This is a genomic window from Leuconostoc lactis, assembly GCF_007954625.1.
In the GTDB taxonomy this organism is placed as follows: Bacteria; Bacillota; Bacilli; order Lactobacillales; family Lactobacillaceae; genus Leuconostoc; species Leuconostoc lactis_A.
Genome location: NZ_CP042420.1, coordinates 502,356 through 526,397 on the forward strand (window position 1 = coordinate 502,356; position 24,042 = coordinate 526,397).

The 24,042-nt window shown below is 44.3% G+C and carries 23 protein-coding genes and 1 tRNA gene; 13 read left to right on the plus strand and 11 right to left on the minus strand.

The genetic code is table 11. From position 1 onward, the window contains the following. Window positions 1–238 precede the first annotated feature (238 nt). Complete coding sequence (locus FGL80_RS02565; RefSeq protein ID WP_055307312.1) at window positions 239–1,642, plus strand: TrkH family potassium uptake protein; 1,404 nt, start codon at window positions 239–241, stop codon at window positions 1,640–1,642. A 19-nt stretch (window positions 1,643–1,661) separates the two neighbouring features. Beyond that, a complete protein-coding gene (locus FGL80_RS02570; protein WP_010001394.1) occupies window positions 1,662–2,324 on the plus strand; it encodes a potassium channel family protein in 663 nt (220 codons plus the stop codon). A gap of 34 nt (window positions 2,325–2,358) precedes the next feature. On the opposite strand, the gene FGL80_RS02575 is transcribed toward FGL80_RS02570, so the two are convergent. Together FGL80_RS02575 and FGL80_RS02580 are read right to left on the minus strand one after the other, a co-directional pair. Continuing rightward, window positions 2,359–3,198: an alpha/beta fold hydrolase gene (locus FGL80_RS02575; RefSeq protein ID WP_055307311.1), complete on the minus strand. Its 840-nt coding sequence runs from the start codon at window positions 3,196–3,198 to the stop codon at window positions 2,359–2,361. Window positions 3,199–3,229: 31 nt separating this feature from the next. After that, window positions 3,230–3,535, minus strand: coding sequence for a helix-turn-helix domain-containing protein (locus FGL80_RS02580; protein ID WP_010001397.1), 306 nt, complete (start codon window positions 3,533–3,535; stop codon window positions 3,230–3,232). A 96-nt stretch (window positions 3,536–3,631) separates the two neighbouring features. Between FGL80_RS02580 and FGL80_RS02585 the strand changes: the two genes are divergently transcribed. The 8 genes from FGL80_RS02585 (at window position 3,632) to FGL80_RS02620 (ending at window position 9,903) form a co-directional block, all read left to right on the plus strand. After that, complete coding sequence (locus FGL80_RS02585; protein WP_055307310.1) at window positions 3,632–4,021, plus strand: hypothetical protein; 390 nt, start codon at window positions 3,632–3,634, stop codon at window positions 4,019–4,021. Window position 4,022: 1 nt separating this feature from the next. Beyond that, window positions 4,023–4,529, plus strand: coding sequence for a YbhB/YbcL family Raf kinase inhibitor-like protein (locus FGL80_RS02590; protein ID WP_055307309.1), 507 nt, complete (start codon window positions 4,023–4,025; stop codon window positions 4,527–4,529). A gap of 121 nt (window positions 4,530–4,650) precedes the next feature. Continuing rightward, on the plus strand, window positions 4,651–5,691 hold the full coding sequence (argC, locus tag FGL80_RS02595; RefSeq protein WP_147001787.1) for an N-acetyl-gamma-glutamyl-phosphate reductase: 1,041 nt from the start codon (window positions 4,651–4,653) through the stop codon (window positions 5,689–5,691). Between the two features lie 19 nt (window positions 5,692–5,710). Further along, complete coding sequence (gene argJ / locus FGL80_RS02600) at window positions 5,711–6,928, plus strand: bifunctional glutamate N-acetyltransferase/amino-acid acetyltransferase ArgJ (protein WP_055307307.1); 1,218 nt, start codon at window positions 5,711–5,713, stop codon at window positions 6,926–6,928. Window positions 6,929–6,949: 21 nt separating this feature from the next. Next, on the plus strand, window positions 6,950–7,687 hold the full coding sequence (argB, locus tag FGL80_RS02605; protein ID WP_055307306.1) for an acetylglutamate kinase: 738 nt from the start codon (window positions 6,950–6,952) through the stop codon (window positions 7,685–7,687). A 13-nt stretch (window positions 7,688–7,700) separates the two neighbouring features. After that, window positions 7,701–8,822 carry an acetylornithine transaminase gene (locus tag FGL80_RS02610; RefSeq protein WP_147001788.1) on the plus strand — a complete coding sequence of 374 codons (1,122 nt, stop codon included), beginning with the start codon at window positions 7,701–7,703 and terminating at the stop codon, window positions 8,820–8,822. A gap of 56 nt (window positions 8,823–8,878) precedes the next feature. Continuing rightward, window positions 8,879–8,950 (plus strand) — tRNA-Asn (locus FGL80_RS02615). Between the two features lie 671 nt (window positions 8,951–9,621). Beyond that, window positions 9,622–9,903 (plus strand): hypothetical protein, encoded by a 282-nt coding sequence (locus FGL80_RS02620; protein WP_055307305.1) that lies wholly within the window; start codon window positions 9,622–9,624, stop codon window positions 9,901–9,903. A 389-nt stretch (window positions 9,904–10,292) separates the two neighbouring features. Here the strand turns inward: FGL80_RS02620 and FGL80_RS02625 are convergent, their stop codons facing one another. From FGL80_RS02625 to FGL80_RS02635, 3 genes are all read right to left on the minus strand, one after another. Further along, on the minus strand, window positions 10,293–10,889 hold the full coding sequence (locus FGL80_RS02625; RefSeq protein WP_055307304.1) for a hypothetical protein: 597 nt from the start codon (window positions 10,887–10,889) through the stop codon (window positions 10,293–10,295). 244 nt (window positions 10,890–11,133) lie between these two features. Further along, window positions 11,134–11,844 carry a bifunctional demethylmenaquinone methyltransferase/2-methoxy-6-polyprenyl-1,4-benzoquinol methylase UbiE gene (gene ubiE, locus FGL80_RS02630; RefSeq protein ID WP_055307303.1) on the minus strand — a complete coding sequence of 237 codons (711 nt, stop codon included), beginning with the start codon at window positions 11,842–11,844 and terminating at the stop codon, window positions 11,134–11,136. A 43-nt stretch (window positions 11,845–11,887) separates the two neighbouring features. After that, entirely contained in the window at window positions 11,888–13,336 is a 1,449-nt protein-coding gene (locus FGL80_RS02635) for an o-succinylbenzoate--CoA ligase (RefSeq protein ID WP_055307302.1), read from the minus strand. An 88-nt stretch (window positions 13,337–13,424) separates the two neighbouring features. On the opposite strand from FGL80_RS02635, the gene FGL80_RS02640 reads away from it, so the two are divergent. Both FGL80_RS02640 and FGL80_RS02645 read left to right on the plus strand, forming a co-directional pair. Beyond that, window positions 13,425–13,871, plus strand: a complete 447-nt coding sequence (locus FGL80_RS02640; RefSeq protein WP_029510043.1) for a CopY/TcrY family copper transport repressor — start codon at window positions 13,425–13,427, stop codon at window positions 13,869–13,871. A gap of 67 nt (window positions 13,872–13,938) precedes the next feature. Then, on the plus strand, window positions 13,939–15,984 hold the full coding sequence (locus FGL80_RS02645; protein WP_055307343.1) for a heavy metal translocating P-type ATPase: 2,046 nt from the start codon (window positions 13,939–13,941) through the stop codon (window positions 15,982–15,984). Window positions 15,985–15,997: 13 nt separating this feature from the next. Here FGL80_RS02645 and FGL80_RS02650 read toward each other — a convergent pair whose 3' ends face one another. Both FGL80_RS02650 and FGL80_RS02655 read right to left on the minus strand, forming a co-directional pair. Further along, window positions 15,998–16,735 (minus strand): DUF1003 domain-containing protein, encoded by a 738-nt coding sequence (locus FGL80_RS02650; protein ID WP_055307301.1) that lies wholly within the window; start codon window positions 16,733–16,735, stop codon window positions 15,998–16,000. 101 nt (window positions 16,736–16,836) lie between these two features. Further along, window positions 16,837–18,192 carry a gluconate:H+ symporter gene (locus FGL80_RS02655; protein ID WP_010001416.1) on the minus strand — a complete coding sequence of 452 codons (1,356 nt, stop codon included), beginning with the start codon at window positions 18,190–18,192 and terminating at the stop codon, window positions 16,837–16,839. 292 nt (window positions 18,193–18,484) lie between these two features. Between FGL80_RS02655 and FGL80_RS02660 the strand changes: the two genes are divergently transcribed. Then, window positions 18,485–19,204, plus strand: coding sequence for an MIP/aquaporin family protein (locus tag FGL80_RS02660; RefSeq protein ID WP_010001417.1), 720 nt, complete (start codon window positions 18,485–18,487; stop codon window positions 19,202–19,204). A gap of 38 nt (window positions 19,205–19,242) precedes the next feature. Here the strand turns inward: FGL80_RS02660 and FGL80_RS02665 are convergent, their stop codons facing one another. The 4 genes from FGL80_RS02665 to FGL80_RS02680 all read right to left on the minus strand — a co-directional run bounded on the left by FGL80_RS02665 (window position 19,243) and on the right by FGL80_RS02680 (window position 24,037). Beyond that, a complete protein-coding gene (locus FGL80_RS02665) occupies window positions 19,243–20,160 on the minus strand; it encodes an RluA family pseudouridine synthase (RefSeq protein WP_055307300.1) in 918 nt (305 codons plus the stop codon). Then, entirely contained in the window at window positions 20,157–20,642 is a 486-nt protein-coding gene (locus FGL80_RS02670; protein ID WP_055307299.1) for a MerR family transcriptional regulator, read from the minus strand. The genes FGL80_RS02665 and FGL80_RS02670 overlap by 4 nt, the downstream gene beginning before the upstream one ends. Window positions 20,643–20,678: 36 nt before the next feature. Next, window positions 20,679–21,746: a glycosyltransferase gene (locus FGL80_RS02675; protein WP_010000039.1), complete on the minus strand. Its 1,068-nt coding sequence runs from the start codon at window positions 21,744–21,746 to the stop codon at window positions 20,679–20,681. Window positions 21,747–21,835: 89 nt separating this feature from the next. Further along, window positions 21,836–24,037 (minus strand): LTA synthase family protein, encoded by a 2,202-nt coding sequence (locus FGL80_RS02680; RefSeq protein WP_423790381.1) that lies wholly within the window; start codon window positions 24,035–24,037, stop codon window positions 21,836–21,838. Window positions 24,038–24,042 lie beyond the last annotated feature (5 nt).

Here is a 24,042-nt window from a genome sequence, read left to right on the forward strand (position 1 = left end):
TTCTCAGCGCGCGGGAAATGGCAGTATTTGCACATTATCACCGCGTTTTCACTTTCTGATATATTTTCAAAAAATTCCACGGACAAATGCTGTTCGTGGAAAATTCTTCAAATAATATTATACCATGTTTGCTATGGTGCAATTATTTCAATTGATTTACTATACATCCCGCTGCTAAACGTTTTAAAAATCTGCATTGCTTTTGTTCCGCCGCATAAAATTACGCTATAATAGAGGCATGTCACGAAAAATTGAACTCCCCACTGCGGCGGAAATGAAAAAATTTCATAATCAATCGCATCAACGGACTTTTTGGTCCTATTTTTCGATGCCACAACGGTTGACCCTTGGGTTCCTGTCCGTCATCACGATTGGCGCCCTTCTCTTAATGTTACCCATCAGCCACTATGGTAACATGCGACATAGTTTTCTCAATGCCTTATTCACCTCGACATCAGCTGCGTCAGTGACAGGACTCACAGTTGTTGACACAGCCACGCACTGGACACTGTTTGGTCAAATTGTCATCATGTGTTTGATTGAAGTTGGCGCGCTAGGTTTTATGTCCTTTTCTGTGTTATTGTTCACGGCAACCAAGCGACAGATGGACTTACGTAACCGGATGATGATCCAAGAAGTCTATAGTCTCGAAAACCTGTACGATACACGCGCAGTTTTTGGTTACGTCATCAAGTTATCCATTATCATTCAAATTGTCGGGGCACTCTGTCTGGCACCTTTCTTTATCAATGATTTTGGTATCAAAAAAGGCAGTTTCTTTGCCCTCTTTCATGCCATTTCGGCTTTTGGAAATGCGGGGTTCACGACGCTACCTGGTAACGGGGCAGCGTATACGAGTCAGCCTTGGGTGATGTTCATTTTTGCCGCTTTAATTGTGGCCGGTTCGCTAGGATTTTTGGTTTGGCGTGATGTTTTGTTGTATTCACGGACTAAAAAATTAAGTTTACATTCAAAACTCGCCTTAGTCATGACTGGTGCCCTAATTGTTGGTGGTTGGCTACTTTATGAAATCACCCAAAGTAATTTGGCCATTGCACACACCCTGTCACCACTCAATCGTGCCTTCAATACGCTTTTTATGTCTATTTCCTATCGGACAGCTGGCTTTTCTCAATTCAGCTTTACCGACATGTCACAAGCCACCATCTTAGTCACGATGATCTTAATGTATGTTGGTGGCACCCCCGGTTCTACTGCTGGCGGGTTAAAAACAACTACCTTAGGCGTTTTATTACTCAAAACACATGCTGCGCTGCGCGGTAAAAAAGATGTGACCTTTGCACATCGCCGTCTTACTGATGAAAATATTACCCGCGCACTACTCCTTGTTTTTGTTTCAATGGTCTTCCTGGCTGGTCTATCATTTTTGCTCCTCCTCACTCAAGGTACCGATGCCCATTTTGGTCTCGAATACATCGTCTTTGAAGTCGTCAGTGCGTTTGCTACTGCCGGATTATCCCTTGGCCTCACGCCACATCTCACAGACTTTGGCCAATGTGTCATTATGCTCACGATGTTTATTGGTCGTGTCGGCGTCTATACGGTCATGTTCTCTGTGCTCAATGTGCACACCGAACACGCCCCTTATCAATACCCTGAAGAATCTGTCATTATCGGTTAATATTTGAAAGGATAAAAAAATGCGTCAAACCTATGCTATTATTGGTCTGGGCCGCTTTGGTGGTGCCTTACTGGAAACGTTAGTGGCCAATGGCCAAGATGTGCTTGGCATTGATATTAACGAAGAACAAGTCAACGATTATCGCGACATCGCCACTCAAGTCGTCATCGCTGACGCCCAAGAAGATGATGTCTTACGTAAATTAGATATCGCGAGCTTCGATCATGTCGTGATTGCCATTGGTCATAATATGCAAGCCAGTATTTTAGCCACCATCAACGCCAAAGACCTTGGGGCTAAAAACGTGATTGCCAAAGCTGAAAATCGGACCCATTTACGAGTGTTAACGAAAATTGGGGCTGATTTCGTCGTTCAACCGGAACGTGAAATGGGTGAACGAATCGGCCGTAAGTTACTCGCCCCTAACATGTTAAACTTCATTGAACTATCAGATGATTATTCAATGGCCGAAGTCCAAATTGTGAATCCAGCCTTTACCGGCAAGACCCTCTCGGAATTAAAAATTCGCAAAAAATTCGGCTTGAACGTTATTGCTGTACGCCACGATGGTGAAGTCATTGTGGCACCGGAATCTAGTTATCGTGTGCACCCTCTCGATATTCTCTCGGTTGTCGGACCAAAAGATATGGTAGATGACTTCGACCAAATGACAAATAAGTAAAAAAACACCGGTTAACCGGTGTTTTTTTATGCCATTATTCGATAATAAATTGGGCAACTTGTCGCGTCACGGCTGGCTTGTCTCGAACCTGACTGTGTTGGACTTTTGGTCCCCTGATTGTCAAAGTCTGATAAATTTGGTCTTTTTTGACCCAAAATTTTAACGCGCACGAACTAAAATTCGTCACGACGCCATCACTGCCATCCCCGATATCACCCATCACATTTAATATTTTCGTTTGTTCGGGCATATTAGCGCGATGTTGCTCAAAGTAACGATAACTCGCATCTTGCAACCGTGGGCGTTTTGTTGCCGGGTCAATCGTATTGTGATCAAATGCATGGTCAAAACCGCCTGACCCCAAACCAGAATTAAACGGCGCAGCAATGGTAACCAGATGCGTAACAGTTGGATACGTCGTATCTTGTATTGGGTGCGACAACAGCACATGCAACGCAGCAGTCGCCCCCATCGAATGCCCAACTAGGACAACTTGATTGACATGACGCGCTTTTAACGTTTGTAATAAGCGCGCGAGTGCTGCGCTAGCTTGCTGGGCAGTTGTTTGTTTATCGTCAAAATTCAATTGATAAATGCCACCTTGTTGTAGTTGGTGCGTCGTTCCCGACAATTTCACCATACCTTGCGGTGACACGTTGACTTGTTGGCGCCGTTTCAAATGCGTTTGCGCCTGAATCGCGGTCGCCAACGCCTTCGTTGCCCGCGCGCTACTCCCATAACCATGCAATAAAATAATGGTTTGACGAGAAGCGGGTCGGGCAACTTTTTGCGTCGCAAACCACAAGCCCACACTGGCCAGTAGTCCCAATACGACCATCACAAGCACAACCCTTTTTACGTGGTACTTTGCCATTTGGCCACCTCATTTCGGCTGACTAACGCACTTAATCGATTGGATCGCTTTCATCAATTTGATTAATTTTATCGAAAACGCGGAACAAATTATCCATTTCGGTTAATTTATACTTGCGTGAGTTACGATCATAGACAATTTCGGATTGAATCGGTTCCCCAATTTGCAGGTCATGCAAAAAATCACGAATTTCAGAGATATCCCGTTGCACAGTCTTGCGGCCAATAAAAAACATGTCTTCGATTTCTTCAATCGACAAAGCGCGATGGCTAATTAAAGCCGAATAGAGCCTCAAAATACGCTGTTTATCGTTAAATACTGTTTTCCGTGCTGCCATAATTTTCCCCAGGTTTAAATGTTAAATTTATTGTACCAAATAAAACAGATGTTCGGTACAATAAAGATAAGCAATTTATCACGAAAGGTTGGCCTCATGTCTTTATTTAATTTCTTTAAAAAGAAAGCCACTAACACGACACCAGAACCCACCCCCGTCACCGACGACACGCCGATTACCTGGGAAAATACCACTGATCCAGATGATTTTTTTGAAGGTTATCCGGCCGCTGTGCAAGCCCTAACTGACGCTGGCAAACACGCAGCCTCGGAAACGCTGCGGGCGAACGAACTGGCACTTCAGCTGGCCTTTATTGAACGATTTGAAGCCAAAACACGCGCTGACATCGCTAACATCAGCGACCTTGATGCGCGCACAACGGCTGTCATTGATGCCGTCAGCACGGTCCGGCGCTATAACCGTCACATGTCTGTTGCCGTTCGTGCCCGTTTGGCCCAAGCCAAGAAAAATTTAATTGGAGAATAACATGCAGCTTACTGTGCCACTCGAAAATGGTTTCATTCCCGATAAGTATGCCAAATTTGCACCGGCAAAATATCGGACACAAGACATGCCGACCACAAACTTTCCTATCACAATCACGGATATCCCTGACGGCACACAATCACTGTCAATCAGTCTGATTGACTATGACGCCATCCCCGTTGGTGGATTTCCTTGGATTCATTGGCTCGCCGCCAATGTCCCTGTTGGCAATGTGCCGGAAGACTTGCGCGCAACGGGTCAAGCGGTTTCGGGCACGAACTCAACATGGCATTTTGTGCAAAAGTGCCAACAACCGGCCAATCCGGCGGTCAACCAAGCCTACATCGGCCCTATGCCACCGGATCAAACGCACAACTACACGCTGACCGTCTTTGCCCTTGATACGCAACTGGATCTCCAAGATGGCTTCTTCTTAAACGAACTGCGGACCAAAAGCCAAGGCCACGTACTGGATATGGCAATCGTAGAACTGCCTGCCCGCGCTTAACACCTCATTGAGGTGTTTTTTTATGCAGAAAATTAGGATTATTCAACACCTGATTGCATATTTGTTGTATTTAAATTCATGACGCTTTATGATTTACAGCAACGACTCGGGAGGAAATAGTATGACAGCAACTCAAATTAAAGTGGCCATCGTTGGCGTCACCGGCTATGCCGGAATGGAATTACTACGCTTACTTCACGCTCATCCATACGTGCAGATCGTCTCAATTCATCAAACAACTGAGACCCAGGAAACGATTGACCAAACCTTCCCTCATTTGCAGTCACTGTATAAAATGACACCAACACTCGTTGACCCAGTGCATATTATGCAAAACGCCGATTTAGTTTTTTTCGCCACATCAAGTGGCGTCACCAAAACGCTCGCTGCGCCATTTATTGCGCAACACTTTCCCGTCATTGACTTATCTGGGGACTTTCGTTTGAACGCCAAAGACTATACACAATGGTATCATCAACCCGCCGCACCACAAGCATTGTTGGACCAAGCCAGCTACAGTCTCGCCGATTTTTATAGCAACGATAAAACCTACATCGCTAACCCCGGTTGCTACGCTACCGCCACCCTCCTAGCTTTAGCACCGCTGGCCCAAGCACAGTTACTCGATACCGACAGCATTGTCATTGATGCCAAAAGTGGGCTCTCTGGTGCTGGGAAATCGTTAACGACGGCGAACCATTTTGTCACTGTCAACGAAAATATGATGATGTACAAGGCGAATCAACATCAACATTTACCAGAAATCATGCAACAGTTACAACGCTGGCAGCCCAGTCTAGCCCATATTCAATTCACAACCTCACTGCTCCCCATTAACCGCGGTATTTTCGTCAGTGCTTATGTGAAATTAAAGCAGCCCTTAACCCCCACAGCCATTCACACCCTTTATCACCAGACCTACGCCGACAAACCATTTGTCCGGTTGATGCCACTAGATACCCTACCAGATATCAAGCAAGTCGTCGGGACGAATTTCACAGATATCGGCATCACCTATAATCCCATCACCCACTATCTCACGATTGTCAGCGTGCTGGATAACATGATTAAGGGTGCCGCCGGCCAAGCCATTCAAAATATGAATCATCTGTACCATTTTGAGGAAACGACTGGTTTAAATCTCATTGCGCAATATGCTTAACACGATACCGAGGAAAAACATGACCCAAACACTAGACGCACCATTCACAACCTTATCTCATCCCAGCATTGCCGCACCAAAAGGCTTTCACGCCGACGGGCAACATGTTGGTTTAAAACACAAAGCCAAAGATTTGGGCTGGCTGATCAGCGACGTGCCCGCTGCGGTAGCCGGCGTCTTTACAACCAACCAAATCCAAGCCGCCCCCGTCCAAGTTACCAAACAAACCATTCAAAACGGCCAGCTACAAGCGATCGTTGTCAATTCTGGCAATGCCAACGCGGTGACTGGGCAAATTGGTTTGACGCACGCCAAAATGATGCAAACGACGACCGCGGATAAATTGGGTATTGCGCCCAACTTGGTGGGCGTCGCATCAACTGGTGTTATCGGGCAAATACTCCCTATTGACACCGTGACCACAGGCATTCACCAGCTTCAGCATGACGGTGACCCCAAAGGGTTTGCCCACGCCATTATGACCACGGATACCAACGAAAAGGCCGTGACCATTCAAGGCACCATTGCCGGAAAACAAGTCACAATGAGCGGCGTCGCAAAAGGTTCCGGTATGATTCATCCCAACATGGCCACCATGCTTGGCTTTATCACCACGGATGCTAATATTACCAGTTCGCTATTGCAACAAGCCTTGGCAGAAGACGTCGAGACGAGTTTTAACCAAATCACCATTGATGGCGATACCAGTACCAACGACATGGTCTTAGTCATGGCCAATGGCCTTGCTGGCAATCCACTGATTACACAAGCCGATGCTACCTACGAACAATTTAAAGCGATGCTACATCACGTGACCACGACGCTGGCCATTGCGATTGCCAACGATGGCGAAGGGGCAACGAAACTTATCACCGTCACCGTTACCCATGCGGCTTCGGCCACCGCCGCCCGACTCATTGCCAAAAAGGTGGTCGGCTCATCATTGGTGAAAACCGCCATGTTTGGCAAAGATCCCAATTGGGGTCGCATTATTGCCGCCATTGGCGCTACCGAAACGGCTATTACCCCAGATACCATTGCCATCAGCATTAATGACTACCCAGTCATGCAAGCTGGCGCCCCTGTTGCCTTTAACCAGACAGCACTGGCAAATTCACTAGAAGACCCGCACATCACGATTCAAATTGATCTCAACAATGGAGAAGCCACCGGCCAAGCCTGGGGATCGGATTTGACTTACGACTATGTAAAAATTAACGCCCTCTACACCACATAAGTTACACCAAGGAGCGAAGCGATGACCAAAAAATACATCATTAAAATTGGCGGTAATGCCGCCCAACAGCTCACGCCTGCGTTTTTTGACACGATTAAACACTGGCAAAAACAACATATTCAAGTGGCCATCGTCCATGGCGGTGGTGATCAGATTTCTAATTTGATGACGCAATTCAACGAACCGGTACAAAAATTTAACGGTATTCGGGTCACCACCGTGCAAGGCCTTCATATCACACAAATGGCGCTCCTCGGCCAAGTGCAACCAGCGCTAACCGAAGCCTTTCGGCAACACGGCATCGCAGCCATCGGACTTAATGCCGGTAGTAATCAACTGTTAACCGGCCATGTGTTGGATCAGGCACTTTATGGCTATGTGGGCGTTATTCACCAAGTCAACACCCAGCTCATCCAACAACTTTGGCAGCAAAATTTAATCCCAATTATCGCCCCCCTTGCCATGACAAATGACGGCCAGTGGTTAAATGTCAACGCTGACCACGCAGCCACCGCCATTGCCAAACAACTCCACGCTGACGCCTTGTATTTACTCACTGACGTTGCCGGCGTGAAAGTCAGTGGTTGCTTATTACAAAAACTCACCAAAAAAACGGCGCAACAATTAACCGCTGATCACCTCGTCACTGGTGGCATGATTCCAAAAATCAACAGTGCCTTAAGCGCGGTCAAACGCGGGGTTCATCATGTCCATATCACCAACACCGTCACCCAACCGGGCACGGTCGTTACACTTTAACAAGGAGTACCTTATGACCCTCTTTCCTAATTATCACCGTGCACCCGTGACTTTTATCCAAGCGCAAAATGCCACTTGGTTTGACGACCAAGGACAGGCCTATAGTGATTTAACCAGCGGCATTGGCGTCTATAACATTGGCGCAACTCACCCCAAAGTCGTAGCAGCCTTGACGCAGCAAGCTGAAAAAATGTGGCATATCCCCAATTTATATCAAAATCCTTTGCAAGAGGCCGTGGCCCAACAACTCGGTGGCAATGATTACACGACTTATTTTGCCAATTCTGGTGCCGAAGCAAATGAAGCGGCGATTAAACTCGCACGTCTGGTAACCGGTAAATCAACGATTATCTCGTTTACCAACTCGTTTCACGGTCGCACCTATGCGGCCATGTCAGCCACCGGGCAAGACAGTATTCATGCTGGCCTACCCATGTTGACCGGCTTTACTTACGCGAAATTCAACGATATTACCAGCGTCAAAGCACTGATCACCGACGATACGGCGGCCATTATGTTGGAATTGGTGCAGGGTGAAGGTGGTGTTTTCCCCGCTGACCCAGCCTTTGTCGCTGAGTTAGTTAATTTAGCGAAAACAAATGGCATTTTGTTACTGGTTGATGAAGTCCAGACGGGCATGGGCCGAACTGGCACAAGATTTGCTTTTGAACAATATGGTTTCACGCCAGACATTTTTACCACCGCCAAAGGATTGGCTAACGGCATTCCGGTTGGTGCCATGTTAGCGAAAAACGAATTCGCCCCTGCTTTGGCCTATGGTACACACGGTTCCACTTTTGGCGGCAATCCCTTAGTCATGTCCGCTGCACAAGCGACCCTGACTATCTTAGATGAGGTGTTACCAACTTTACCGGAAAAAGTGGCCTTATTTTGGGATAAGTTAGCTGAATTTAAAAACTTATCAGTCGTTGATGACGTCCGCGGTCTGGGGATGATGGCCGGTATGTCACTCACGGTGCCAGTGGATCAAGTCGTTGCTGATCTCTTGCAAGAACACATTATTGTCTTATCCGCCGGCCACAACACGTTACGCCTGCTGCCACCATTAACAATTCCCACCGCCCAACTATTAGAGACGTTAGATAAAATTAAAATTCAACTTGATAAAATTTAGTTGTTGACAATTAATTCTCATGTTGTTATACTTAAATAGTTGAGTAAACAACAAATTGCTCCATAGTTCAGTGGTAGAATAACGCACTGTTAATGCGCAGGTCCCTGGTTCGAATCCAGGTGGAGCAGTACAGAATTGATTTATATTAGAAAGCACATGATTTAAATCATGTGCTTTTTCTTTTACAAAATATAATCTCATAATGATTGTAGTATTCTTCAATAGTCATAAAATTACGTTAAATTAACTCATTCATTATTATTCTGGCTTAAGTGGTAATTTTTTATTTATTGGTCCGTGATTATTGCATGAAAAAAAACTAACCTATTTTACTATGATATCAAGCAATTACTGACCTTATTCTCTTTATGAAAGTAAAGACTTTCTCTCATAAACTGTAGGTATGGTAAGAAAAATCAAATAAGCATATTTGTTGATATTTTACAAGCCTTTGTTATATTATAAGGATATAAAGATATAGGGGGATTAATTGAATGAATAGTGTAGTGAAAAAGAGTATTGTTGCAGTAACAGGTGCATTAGCACTTGTAGTAGCTGGTGGGAGCTCCGTACATGCTTACACTAGTTGGCAGGCTGGTAAGGAACATCTGACAAGACCTCAGAATACATTGATAAGTTAACGGACCATATTAAGCAGATTAATGATGACCAAAAGAAACGCCTCGATGAGGTTAACACCTTAACAAAGAAGGCTACTGACTTAGAAAAACGAGCTGAAAAAGCAGAAAAGCTAAGAGACTTTACTCAAGCTGAGTTAAATCAAAACAATGCTAATTGGTTGAAAGACAGGACAGATAGGGATGCTATTCAAGCTGAACTTAACGAAGTAAAGAACCAAATTTCTGAGAAAGAACAAACTATTGAAAAGAACGCAACTGAAATTACTCGTCTGAATGATGAACTAGCTAAGGCTAAGGATAAAAGTTCAAAAGATGATAAGAAAATTTCAGAATTAGAAGAAGCTATTGGTGACGCCCAGAAATTAAGAGAAAAAGCAGAAAAGGCTTACATGGACGCAACCAAAGATCAAGTAAAAAACAATCAAGCAAAACAACAATAAACACTATTGAGCAACCTTTCGGGGTTGCTTTTTTATTTTATTTATATTCTACATTTGGCTCAGGAATACATATGTATTTCTTTTGAAAACATAGAAAAACCCCACAAATTAGATTTACAGCTAACTATTGGGGGTAGTTTATATCAACAGTATCATTTTTTTGCAATCATTTTAAAACTAAAAAATAGCCTTATTTTAGAACTAATCAACTGATTTTAATGGCGTTTCCCACCTTTTTTGACTATGTTAAAAATATGTCTTACAGCCTTTTTCTTATTTATCAACACATACAAAAAGAGACTAACTACCACTTATTAGTGGGTTAGTCTCTTTTATAATGAAAGATAACAGACATTTAGTTGTTAGCTGACGTTGTAATGCAACATTATTTAATCCACTTTATGTCGAGGATCGTTTGCTATCTGTTCAGCATGCTCCTTTAATTTTCTCATCTCCTCAACTGCCGCATTCATGTCAGCCTCGTGAGCAGTCTCAACCGCGTTTCGCGTTTCTTGTTCCTTTGCTTGTTCCTTTTGTCTAATCAGATTTTCCTGATCAGCAAGAAGATTGTTCTTTTCACCAGTCAGTCGATTAATCGTGTCGTTCAGCTGATTAATTGTGTTACTATTTGTAGTAATGTCTCTCTGTAAATCAATAAGCCGTTGCTGCATATCAGGAGTTCCTAATTTCGCTTGCAATTCACTCTCAAGCCTATTTTTTTCAGTAATAAGTGTATTATTTTCAGTAGCAAGTCTATTTTTTTCAGTTTCAGCATTTGCCAACAATGTGTCAACACTCGATTTTTGTTCTTTCAATTTCCTTATTCGTCCAGCTAATTCGTCAATGTAATTCTTAGTTTCCGTTATATGCTGATTTCCAGCGGTACTTTCCCACTTCGTAAAAGCATACGCTGTTCCCCCAAACAAAACCATAGCAAATGCTAGGATTGCGCCAGGTAAAGCGATTTTAGTAACTAGATTCTTCATAGTTTTACCCTCAACTCTCGATACATTTTTCTGTTTTTGGTTTGTGATACATCTTTCAAAATATTAATCACTTATCATAACACACACTATTTTCAGTTAATATTTTACGCTCTTTTAAAATATTATCAATAATATTGTGTAATTATTTTTGTAATAAAAAACAGAGACTCGTCTCCGTACAACCCTCAGCAACTAAAAAAGCCATGCAGACTAGTCTCACAACTAGCCCACACGGCTTTTTATTTTATTTCACGGCATAATGCGCAGCAGCAGCGCCAAGATTAAAACGTGAAATCGTGACCTTTTCAAATCCCACCTGTAATAACCGTTGTCCTAACGTGCGATAATCCATGAACTGTTCGGTGGTCTCATCCAGGTACTTGTACTCTTGATACTTCCCTTTAGCAAATAACTTACCAAACATTGGCATCACCTGGCCAAAATACAATTGCCAGAACGGCTTCACCACTGGGTTATCAGGTTGTGACGTCTCTAAAATCACCAACTGCCCCCCTGGCTTAAGGACACGATACATTTCCTGCAAACCAAGCACTGGATCAGGTAAGTTTCGCAGACCAAAGCCAATCGTCACAATATCAAACGTATTGTTGTCAAACGGCAAGGCCATTGCATCCCCTTGCACTAACGTGATTTTATCAAAATAATCACTGACGTCGACTTTCTTTTGCCCAATTGCCAACATTTCCTCACTAAAATCAAGGCCTGTCACATGGGCAGTTGGATCACTTTTTTCCGCCAAAGCTAACGCCCAGTCAGCGGTTCCAGTCGCTAGATCAATAATATTTGCGCCTTCTGGAAAGGTCATCCGTGCCATTACTTTTTGGCGCCACAACTTATGCGTGCCGAGTGAGATGATGTTATTCATCTTGTCATATTCAGGGGCAATCGTATTAAAAAGTGCCCGCACATCAGTATTTTTTGGTGATTGTGTCATAAGTTTTTATCCGTGAGCTGTGTCGCTCACGCCTACTCCTCTTTTATTGTAACGCCGTTAATGTCTCAAGCTCCGCTGCGAACAAGCGTCGTTGCACCTTGCCACTCGCCGTAACATGCCAAGTATTGGCTTGATAGAAGCGTTGTGGCACCTTATAATGGGCCAACTGTTCGCGACCAAAACGCCGCAATGCGGCCGCAGATAAGTCCGTCCCCATCACAACAGCGACCGGCACTGCCCCCCACTTATCATCTGGCACACCCACGACAACCATTTTCTGCAGTCCTGGCATGGTTGCATAGGCGGCTTCAACTTCATCCGGGAAAATATTTTCCCCACCAGAGCTAATCATATCGCCTTCGCGCCCTTGAATGTATAAAAAACCATCATCATCAAGATACCCAAAATCCTCGGTGTTAAACCAGCCTGCCTGCATATTTTTAGCCAACAATTCAGGTTGGTTTAAATAGCCTGGTGTTAAGGTTGGTGATTTGAGCCAAACAGCGCCAGACGTTCCCGGCGCTACCGGTTGACCTGCTGCATCACGAATACTCAAACTAACGGGAAATAGTGGTTTCCCGACTGATCCTATTTTTACCTGGGCATCAGCCGCATCTAACGCCACCACTTGTGACGCCGTTTCCGTCATGCCATAGGATTGAATAATGGGGAGTTGGTGCGCCGCTGCTTGTTGCAACGTGGTAGCGTCGGTTGGCCCGCCACCAAGTAGTAGCGTTCTAAAGTGTGGATTATACGTCACACCAGCTGGTAAATCCGCCAGTAACTGTTTAAGCATCACAGGCACGGCTGACATTGTGGTAATTGTATCATGAATCAGTAAGTCATTAATGTGATGCGAATCAAATTTCTCAACCAATACCACCCGCATCCCATAAATTAAGCTCCGCATTAAAATGGCAAATCCACTAATATGGAAAATCGGCACCACGGCCAACCAAGCATCCTGACTAGTGAGTCCCAGATTAAGCGCACTGCCCATCGCTGACATCCAATGATTATAATACGTCTGCATCACGCCTTTTGGTTGGCGTGTCGTGCCCGACGTATACATCACGCTCGTCACAAAGTCATCGGGATACTCAGCCACTGGTGTCACCGGTTGACCGGCTGGCAATTGCGAAAATTTAACTTGTTGGGCCACCGCCAATTCAGCTGTGTAACCGTCATCGGTCAATAATAACGAAACACCGGCATCCGCCAACTGGTAGTTAATTTCAGCAACAGACAAGCGCCGATTAATAAAAACAATGGTTTTGCCCAATTGTTGCAGGCCCATAATAACCAAATAACCTTGTAGACTATTGGTCATGATCACGGCCACGCGTGAATTTTCATCCCCCAATGCGGCGATCTGACCCGCGATTTGTTGTGCCGTTTGGGCCACTTCTTGAAATGTTAAGTGTTGTTGTCCAGCTGAAACGGCCACGCGGTTTGGGGTTAACCGGGCGCGTTTCACCAACCAATTTTCCATGTTTTAAACCTCTTTAATCACTCTCTATCATACCACGCAGGCTTAAAATAACCTTGCATTTTTTAATTTACAGTTGTAGACTAATAGTATGATCAAACAAACACAAACAATGACAACAAGTGAATGGGAAATTATGCGCGTGATTTGGACGTTAGGAGAAGCGACCAGCCGCCAAATTATTCGCGTGATGGCACAGAAAACGGATTGGTCGCCTTCGACGATCAAAACGCTGATTTCGCGCTTACAAGCCAAAGGCTATTTAACCGACAATGGCGCCAGCCGCGACCGCTTGTATCTGCCAACGGTTGCGGAACACGAGGCCATGACGGCAACTTTGCAGCGGACTATCCAGGCCATGTGCGCTATGTGCGTTGGTCACGCCTTGGCCGATGTGTTGGCCACCACGCCTTTGTCGCAAGATGATATCACGCGATTGCAAGCCGTCTTACAGGATAAATACGCCCAAGCACCTGACCACATTGCTTGTGATTGCTTACCACATCAAGAAGAGGAGAAGACACCCCATGAGAGATGAACATGAACATCAACACGACCATGAACATCACCAACATCAAGACCATACAGCGATGTCTGGTCACAATATGCATCACGAACACCATGAAATGGCTATGACCCATGACCATGACACATCACACACGATGAGCCATGACCATGCAGCCATGGCTCATCATCATATGCACATGTCAGATGATCCCGGCATGGCACATATGGATATGACTGACATGGCCCGTCGCTTTTGGTGGTCTTTGGCGTTGATGGTGCCAATTATTATCATTACACCACTGATGGGCATGACTTTTCCCTTCACCTTGCAATTCCCAGGTGATACTTGGGTCACGGCTATTTTGGCCACGATCTTATATATTGTCGGCACAAAGCCCTTTTTTGTTGGGGCTAAAGCCGAGTTAAAAGCTAAAAGACCCGCAATGATGAGCTTAGTGAGTCTCAGTTTGCTCGTGACATTTTGGTACTCTATTTACGCCCTAGTAGTCAACACTTTCTGGCCAAAGGCCCATGTGATGGACTTTTTCTGGGAATTTGCGACCCTGACCGTCATTATGCTGTTGGGTCATCGTATTGAAATGGCGGCCACGATGGAAGCTGGTGATGCCACTGCCAAGTTGCGCGCCCTATTGCCCAACACCGCACACGTCAAGCACGGTGATCACTTTATGGACATGCCGGTTTCAGCATTGAAGCCAGACATGGTTGTGCAAGTTTTAGCCGGTGAAGCTTTCCCTGCCGATGGCGTTATCCTATCAGGTGAAAGTCAAGTCGATGAATCCTTAATGACTGGTGAAAGCCGTTTAATTGATAAAAAGCCCGGTGTCTCAGTTGTGGGTGGAACGATCAATGGTAATGGGACCCTATTAGTTAAAGTGACCCATGTTGGCGCTCAATCATTCATTGGTAAGCTCCAATCAACATTAGCCGCCTCACAAAGTGCCAAGTCTCGGGTTGAAACGATTGCCGATCAAGTGGCGAGTTACCTCTTTTGGGTCGCCCTCTTAATTGCTGGTTTAAGCTTAATGATTTGGACACCATTGCATGGTTTGGGCTTTGCCATTAATATTGCCGTGACTGTATTAGTCATCGCCTGCCCACATGCGCTGGGATTAGCGGTACCACTGGTCATTCAACGGACCAAAGCTATCGCCGCCACGCAAGGGATTTTAATTAAGAACCATAAAGCACTGAGTTCAGCTAACCACTTGACTTATGTCTTGATGGATAAAACGGGTACGTTAACCACCGGTCAATTCAAAGTCATGCAAGTTGTGACCGATAACTTTGATCAAAAAGAAGCCTTGGCCATCATGGCAGCGCTTGATGCCCAATCAACGCACCCACTAGCCCAAGGAATTGTCAGCTATGCCAAGCAACAACAAGCACCGGTATTATCAGCCACTGATGTTGAAAACATGGCGGGATATGGCATTGCTGGGATGGTGAATGACAAGCATTACCTACTCGTTTCCGAACGGTATTTGAAGGATCATCATATCCATTACACACCATTGGTTGCCGATGGCACGATTTCTTATTTGCTCCAACATGATCATGTGGTTGCGGCTGTCGCCCAAGGTGATGAAATCAAGGCGACTGCGCCAACATTTATCAACTATCTTAAAGCACAACATCTTATCCCAATTCTGGTGACCGGTGACAATGCCCAAGTGGCCCAAGCTGTTGCGGATCAACTGGGTATTACCGAAATCCACGCCCAAGTATCACCACAAGAAAAAATTGCCCTTGTCAAAGATTATCAAAAACAAGGTCATGTCATGATGATTGGTGATGGGATTAACGACGCGCCGGCATTAGCCCAAGCGGATCTGTCAGTTGCCATTGGGGCTGGGACACAAGTTGCGCAGGCAGCGGCGGATACTGTCTTAATTGCTAATCAACTGCCAACCATTATTGATTTTCTTAAGCTTGCCAAGCGCGCGGATCGCAAGCAAATTGAAAACCTTTGGTGGGGGGCTGGTTATAACATCATCGCCTTACCACTGGCTGCTGGGGCACTGGCAACCTTTGGTATCATGTTAAACCCAATGATCGGTGCGATTTTAATGTCGCTATCAACGGTTATTGTCGCTTTAAACGCGATGACGCTCAAAGCTTAAAAAAACAGCAACCTTATGGGTTGCTGTTTTTTTGTTGCGCATTTAAGGCACTGAGTTGTTGTTGCATTTCGCCTAACATTTTGGTTTGTAACGCCTGAACTTCTAGCATATCTGGATAATCCGTTTGAATTAAACGATCAATTTTGGCGTGTAACACCCGCATTTCTTCTTCGGTTTTCAAATTCACATGAAAATCATTATCTGCATGCAGTCGGTCATAATCTGACGACCGGTTTTGACTCATTAAAATTAAAGGGGCCTGTAAGGCCGCCGTCATACTCAAAAAGAGATTCAATAAAATAAAGGGATAGGGATCAAAATTTGCGTGGAACACATGCCAGCCGTTCACCGTAATCCAAACAACCATGGTGATAATCGCCATGATAATAAAGCCCCAACTACCGCCAAATTTTGCAACCTTATCGGCCACCCGCTGCCCAAATGTATACGTCTCACGCTGATGTTTTTTAACATTAATGACTTTAAAATTTTTATCCGTCAAAATATGGGTCAGCTTGTGTTTCATCTGACGATTCATCTGTTGATCAGCCAGACGCATGGCATTAATGCGGGCCAAACGATATGGCAATAAATGGGTCAAACAGATAAACGCATCGGCCTGATGCTCAGGAAAATCTTGTTGAATGGCACGCCGTAAATTCGACTCTAATTCAGGCAGTAAAACACCGTCCACAAATGCCGTTGTTGCACCGTCTACTAAACAATGTTGGACCCTATTTTTTTCAGTCAATGCACCAGCCTCCAATCGCTGTTATTTGCCATCATTATAGCATTATTAGCCACATAAAAAGCCTTAAAGCACCTGCTTTAAGACCAGTTATCCAATATACTTTAAACAAATAGGCTCATAATCAAGACCATCACCAGTCCAACAACAGCAATGATTGTTTCCAACACTGTCCAAATCAAGAGTGTTTGCTTCACGTTCAAATCAAAGTACTCTTTAAACATCCAGAAGCCGGCATCATTCACGTGCGAAGCGGCTAATGATCCTGCACCAATGACCAAAACCATTAGGGCTGGGTTCACATGCGAGGCAACCATCAAAGGCTGGACTAAGCCAGCTGCAGTCAAGGCAGCAACCGTCGCTGATCCTAATGCGACACGCAAAATCACGGTAATAATCCAAGCTAACAGCAATGGTGAGATAGCTGAATGGATAAATAATTGTGAAATTTGACCAGAAATACCGCCATCAATCAAAATCTGTTTAAAGGCTGCGCCACCACCAATAATCAAAAGTAACATCGCAATTGACTTGATGGCTTCTTCAACCGTGGCCATCATATCCGGTGTTTTACGCCCTTGATGCCACCCCATTGCCCACATCGCAAACACCAAAGAGATAATCATCGCTGCGACCGGATTACCAATCATGGTGATAAATGCCGCCATACCCGTTGGATTTTTAAAAGGCTGGCCATCATTGTAAACAATCGTGTATGTTGTTGTGATCCCCATTAACAAAACTGGGAACAATGATGTCAACACAGAAATACCAAAGCTGGGTGTTTCTGACAAAACAAATTGCTTTTCTTTACCAAAAGCGGTCAATTGTCGCTTAATCACAAAGGCATCTGGCGCAAATTTTTGGGCCAACTTAGTAAATAGTGGCCCAGCGATAATCGCCGCTGGTACCGCAACAATTAAGCCGTAAACCAATACGGTCCCAGGGTTAGCACCCAATGCACCAGAAATCGCCGTTGGCGCTGGATGCGGTGGCAAGAAACCATGTGTGACTGACAAAGCTGCCGCCATTGGAATACCGAGATAAAGCAATGGAACGGCAGCTTCCAGCGCAATTGCAAAGACGATTGGAATCAACAAGACCATCCCAACTTCAAAGAAGAGCGCAATTCCAATAATAAAGGCCGCAACCATGATGGCCAATTGGACACGTTGCTTACCAAATTTATCAATTAACGTATGGGCAATCCGATAAGCCCCACCAGCATCAGCGACTAAACGGCCTAAAATAGCCCCAAATCCAAAAACAATCGCCAACTCACCTAAGGATGAGCCAATCCCATTTTGAATTGACACGGGGATCTGTTGGAGTTTCATCCCCAATCCCAGGCCAACAACACTCGCCGTTAAAATCAACGCAATAAATGTGTTGATTTTAAACTTAATAATGAGTAACAAGAGGAATAAAATTCCAAGGGCCAAGACAACGAAAGACATCATAATGCTTTCTCCATTCTATGTTCAACACTGTGCCAGAACTTATTTTGAATAACCGCAACCTGTTTTCAGTTGGTTTTCTGTATACTCATTACAAGGGTGTAAGTGCCTTTTATTTTATTGTAAACGCTTTCAACAAAATATATTCTATCACAGTCTGTTATAAAAAACTACTCTCTCGGCTGACATTTAATACTTCGCTGATTTTACAGACTTATTTAACTGTAACTTAATCTAAAAGTGTATAATAGAATGTGTTGATAATTTTTCATCTAAAATTAAGGAGAAACACATCATGCGTAAGTATATCGCAGAATTCCTCGGCACATTTATCTTAGTGGCTGTTGGAACTGGTAGCATTGTTTATTCAGCTGCTACAGCACCATCACCACTCACCATTGCCCTAGCCTTTGGTTTAGCGCTAACTGGTGGTATTTATGCCTTTGCACAAATTTCTGGTGCCCACTTTAACCCAGCCGTTTCATTAGCAATGGCCATTCAAAAGCGCCTCTCATGGCTTGAATTTGTTGGTTATGTAATTGCGCAATTGCTTGGTGCTTTGGTGGCTTCACTTGCCGTTTACGGTGGTGTGTCAGCCTACTTAAAGTCAGCTACGGTAACCCAAGCTTTGTCAGGCCAAAAGATGACTGTGCAACAATTCGTTGACATTGCCGGTTTGGGACAAACAAACTTTACCAATGGTCAAGCCTTGACAGCCTTCATGTTCGAATTAGTATTGACATTCTTATTCATCCTTGTGATTTTGATTGTCACAAAGTCAGCTAGCGTACCAGCACCACTTGTGATTGGTATTTTGTTGGCAGCCTTCATTATTGTCGCATTGCCAATTACTGGTGGTGCCCTTAACCCAGCACGTGCCTTGTCACCCGTTATCTTTGTTAAGGGTAACGCCCTTGGCCACGTTTGGGTCTATGTTGTCGCTGATCTTCTTGGTGGTGTATTAGCAGCCTTTGCCGCTAACTACCTCAACAAAGACGTTGACACAGCCGCTTAAATCAACAATATAAAAAGCAGCGCTTAAAGCGCTGCTTTTTATATTGTTCTTAATTGTCTCGGAAAATCTGATGGGATAGCCCCACTAATCGTTACCGTCCCCCCATCAAAAGGTAATGGCACGATAACCGTCGCCGCATGTAACATCATGCGTGTGCCAGGTTGTTCAGGGTGATAGAGTGGATCACCGATAATTGGATGCCCAATGCTTGCCAGATGGACCCGTATTTGATGCATCCGCCCAGTATCTAATTGCACCCGCAGCAACGAATTTTGATAAACGGTATGCATGCGTGCCCAATGTGTTCTGGCAGATTGCGCGGCGAGACCGTTGATCACCCGTCGCCGTTCATCTTGTGGATCAACCCCGATCGGTGTCGTAATCTCACCCGCTGACTCCGCAACAGCACCTTGTACCCAAGCCAAATACGTCCGTTTAATCGCTTTTTGGGCGAGTAACCGATTGAGAATCGGCACGACCACAGGATTTTTAGCCACAATCACGGCACCCGATGTATCACGATCAATCCGATGCACCATATAGGGCCGTGCGGGCTGACCCGCACTCATGAGATGACGTGCTTGGAAATCTGCCGCCAAATAATTCAGCAACGTATCCGCTTCATGTGGCGCATGTGGATGCATTTTCATGCCGGCAGGTTTATCGACCACGACGAAATCATCATTTTCAAAAATAATCGGCACCGTTTCTTGTGCATTCGGGGTATAATGCGATTCACTGGTCCGAAAATCCGCCGCATCAAATATTAATGCAAGTTGATCATCTGCTTGAAACACATAATTAGTGGCCACCGCTTGACCATTGACGTGAATATGCTGCTTTTGCCGCAAAGCGCCACGTAACCGTTGCGGTATCAACCAGGCTTTTAATGTATCTTTCACTGACTGTCCAACGCGTACCGTCGGTACTGTCATGCGATAAATCCAAGTTGTCATACCTTATCGTCCGTTTGTTGATCTACTGTGTCAGCCGCGACCAGATGATAGACAACTTTCCCACTATCATCTAATGATACATATAATAATTGCGTTTCCTCGGCATCAAAAAATCCCAGATTGACCATGTATTTGCCTTGGTGCGTCTCTAATCCTTGGAAAGCTTTTTTCATAATATGTTGAATCACGCCAACATTTTCAATTTGTTCATTAGCGGCCCGTACCGCCTCATGTAACGACTCGCCATCATCTAAGTGTTGCTTGATGATTGTCACCTTAACGTAGGCTGGAAAGCCGTATAGTCGCGATTCTTGCTCATCGCCTCGCGCAATAGCTGATACATACCCCTGCTTTTCCCAATAGCGCAATTGTCGTGTCGACACGCCCGTCATCCGTGCCAGTTCACCAATTCGGAACTGTAAATTATCAAAGGTTGGTTTCTTAAATTTCCCGATATGCTTCGCATGAGATTCTTCAGTCATGATATTTGCCTCTAAGAGTATTATATTCTTGTCAACTTAGTTGTCAAATTTTTGCTGAAAGACGGCTTCCCACTGCGCCAAAATTGGCGCAATTTTAAAGTCTTCAACGCGTTGTAAACTTTTTTGGGCATATACTGCACGTTGATCCACATCTTGTAACAAGGGTTCAATCGCAGTATATAATGCATCCACATCAGCATTAGGCGTTAAAATCCCATGCGCGCCTTCAGCTAATACTTCCGCAGAACCAGTATTGTGCATTGCTGCAATCGGCAGGCCAAAACTCATCGCCTCTGCCAATACCAATGGGAGCCCTTCCCAACGTGACGTCTGAACAAACAAACTTGCTTGACGATAATGTTCACGCAAGGCATCATCTTTCAATGGCCCACGATAAATGATTTTATCCGCAACTTGATACTGATCAATCAGCGCTTCAAATGTCGCCATATCCTCGGCTGAGCCACCACCAGCAATCGCTAATTGCCAATCGGCTGGTAATTTGTCAGCGAGTTTCACCGCAAAATCAATCCCTTTATGCTGAATCGCAATTCTTGCCGTGAAGGCGATCACTTTCTGATTCAGATCAGCTTGCCCACTGGGCGTAATCGTCAAGGGGTTCCAAATTTTTACCGTCCGGTTATAAGCGGAAAATCCTGCTAAATCAGAATCCGTTAACGCAACAATGACATCCAAAGCCCGTAAGCCTGCATTAAATTCATCCTGCATCGCCGCGTAATATTGCGTTTGATAGGTTGTCACATTATTGTGCATCCAACCAATCAATTGTGTATTGGGCAACGTTAATTGTGCCGCAAAACTTGATAATAAGCCCCCTGCCAAAATAACGACATCAAACTGGCGCGCAACTGCTTCAAATTCACGAATTTGTTGCGCAAAACGTTCAAAAGGTTGCGCATCATTATCTAGGTTCACCGGTGTCTCACTCACTAATAACGGCGCCGCCAATGTATAAAAAGGTGGCATATCAGAAAAACTGTAATAGGTGACATCATGGGTTGCTGCTAAGGCATTCCCTACAACAGTTGTTGCCCGTTTCATGCCACCCAAACCAATATTTTCTAAACCAATTAAAATCTTCATCCTATGCCTCCCAATTAACATCATTTCTATTGTATCAAAAAAAGCCCGTTGCGTTGTTGTATCGCAATCCGTGGCTTTTTTATTTGATGTTATTCACTTTGACTCCAGTCATCAGCATTACGTGGCATTAGGCGCGTCGAATCCGTTTTTTCATCGTGTATTTCTGGCGCGTCAGTCACATATTGACTCAAAGTTGATTTATTGCCATTTTTCGCAAACAAGCTCTTTGAAGCTTTGCCTAATGTCTTGTTTTGTTCTTGTAGACGTTTAATTGTCGCACGCTTACTATAGTCAAACTTGTTAGCATCAACTGATTTAAAGCCTTCTGGCGTGTAGAATCGTAGCAGGTTCTTCTGGTTAAGACTATCTGACATATCTAATTTTTCATTAACCGCTGCTTGAATACCGTCCAACGTTTTTTGCAATTCTGGCGTTGGTTCTGTAATCATTTGGTTGGTCTGCACATTCCAGTAACGCCCAGCAAGACTCGCAAACTGTGGCGTGATCCAATCTTTGTTTCTAAATGCCACAATTTGTTCATGTTGTTTACTCAATAAGTCTTGGCCAAATTGAATATAACGCTGCGTCGTAATGCCGAGTAAATGTTCAAGGGTTGGCGCCACATCGATTTCCCCACCAAAGGTATGGTCAATATAACCATCCGTCATGCCTGGCACATGGATCATGAATGGGACGCGCTGTAAATTCGCATTGTCCAAGTCACTCCACTGGCTTTCATCTTTGCCCAAAATTGGCGCTAAATATTTTGCATCCGTATTTGAGATGCCATAATGATCCCCATACAAAACAACCGCAGTATTGTCATACAAGCCTGACTTCTTCAGGTAATCAAAGAACTCCTTCACCGACTGGTCCAAATAGTGATTGGTGATAAAGTAGTTATCGATAATTTTAGATCCACTATTGGTCGTGACAAAGTTAGGATCTTGATCTTCTTTATCTAACGTGAACGGCGTGTGGTTTGTCACGGTGAGGTATTTCGCATAAAACGGTTGCTGCAACTGTTCCAAATAAGGAATCGATTCTTGGAACAACAGTTTATCTTTCAGACCCCAGGTCGTGGCCTTTTGTCCCGTCAAATCGAAATAGTCACCAGAGACCCAGTTTTGATAACCCATATGCTTGTAAACATTATTACGATTCCAGAAAGTGCCAATGTTCCCATGGAAAACCGCACTTGAATAGTTCGCCCGCTGGTTCAAAATTGCTGGCATGGCTTGGAATGTCTGATCATTACCAAGCTTTGAGAACAATGACCCTTGGGGCAACCCAAACGTCGATGTTTCCAGCATATTTTCAGCATCGGATGTTTTACCCTGCCCAACTTCGTTAAAGAAGTTATCAAAAGCCAAGGTACTTTGACTGTGATACAGACTATTCAAAAATGGCGTCACTTCTTGCCCGTTAATCTTACGATCAATCGACATTTGCTGGAAACTTTCCAAGTGAATGACAATCACATTTTTACCTTTGGCACGACCAAAGAATTGCGGATTGAGGGCCGCATAGTGTTTATTCACATAATTTTTAACTTGCGTAAACTCTGACGGTGTGGCACTTTTGCGCACTTGACTCGTTTGATAAGTATTAATGGCATCATAAATCGTAAACGGTCCTAGACCTAGATATTTAACCATATACTCCCGATCAAATTGGCGGGTTAACAATTGTGGCCGATCAATATCTGATAAAAATAAGTTGGCCATGAGTACAAACACCCCAACTGTTAGCCATTTAAAGGGTTGAAAACGCGGTAATGGTCGTAGATCCAACCTGATTTTTCGTGCCAATATTAAGCCAAGCAACACCAAAATATCTAACCAGAATAAGATATCATGGAAGCCAAAGGCAATCGCGCCAGCTGCTTTCCCACCTTGATTGACCGTACTATAGCCAAGCATGGTATTGATGGACATGAAATCCGAGAATTCTCGAAAATACACCACATTCAGATACAGCAATAGCGTTAGGACCGTATCTAAAATTAACAGCGTGCCATAATATAGCTGCTTGGGTTTAATAAATAACGTCAAGCTGAATAAAATCATCGTAAACCCAATCGGATTCACTAACATTAACAACACTTGTAACGGATCTTGAACATGCAACCATTCAAAGTCAACACCATAGGCTAAAATAGTCTTTAAGGTAAACAGCGTCAGAACCCAAGTAAAAAATCCGCGTCGCGTATTGAGTTGTCGCAACCAATTTTTTGGCGCTAATGTCGTCTGCCAGAACTGTTTCAAGCTTTTTTTTACACGATTTTTCATAATCT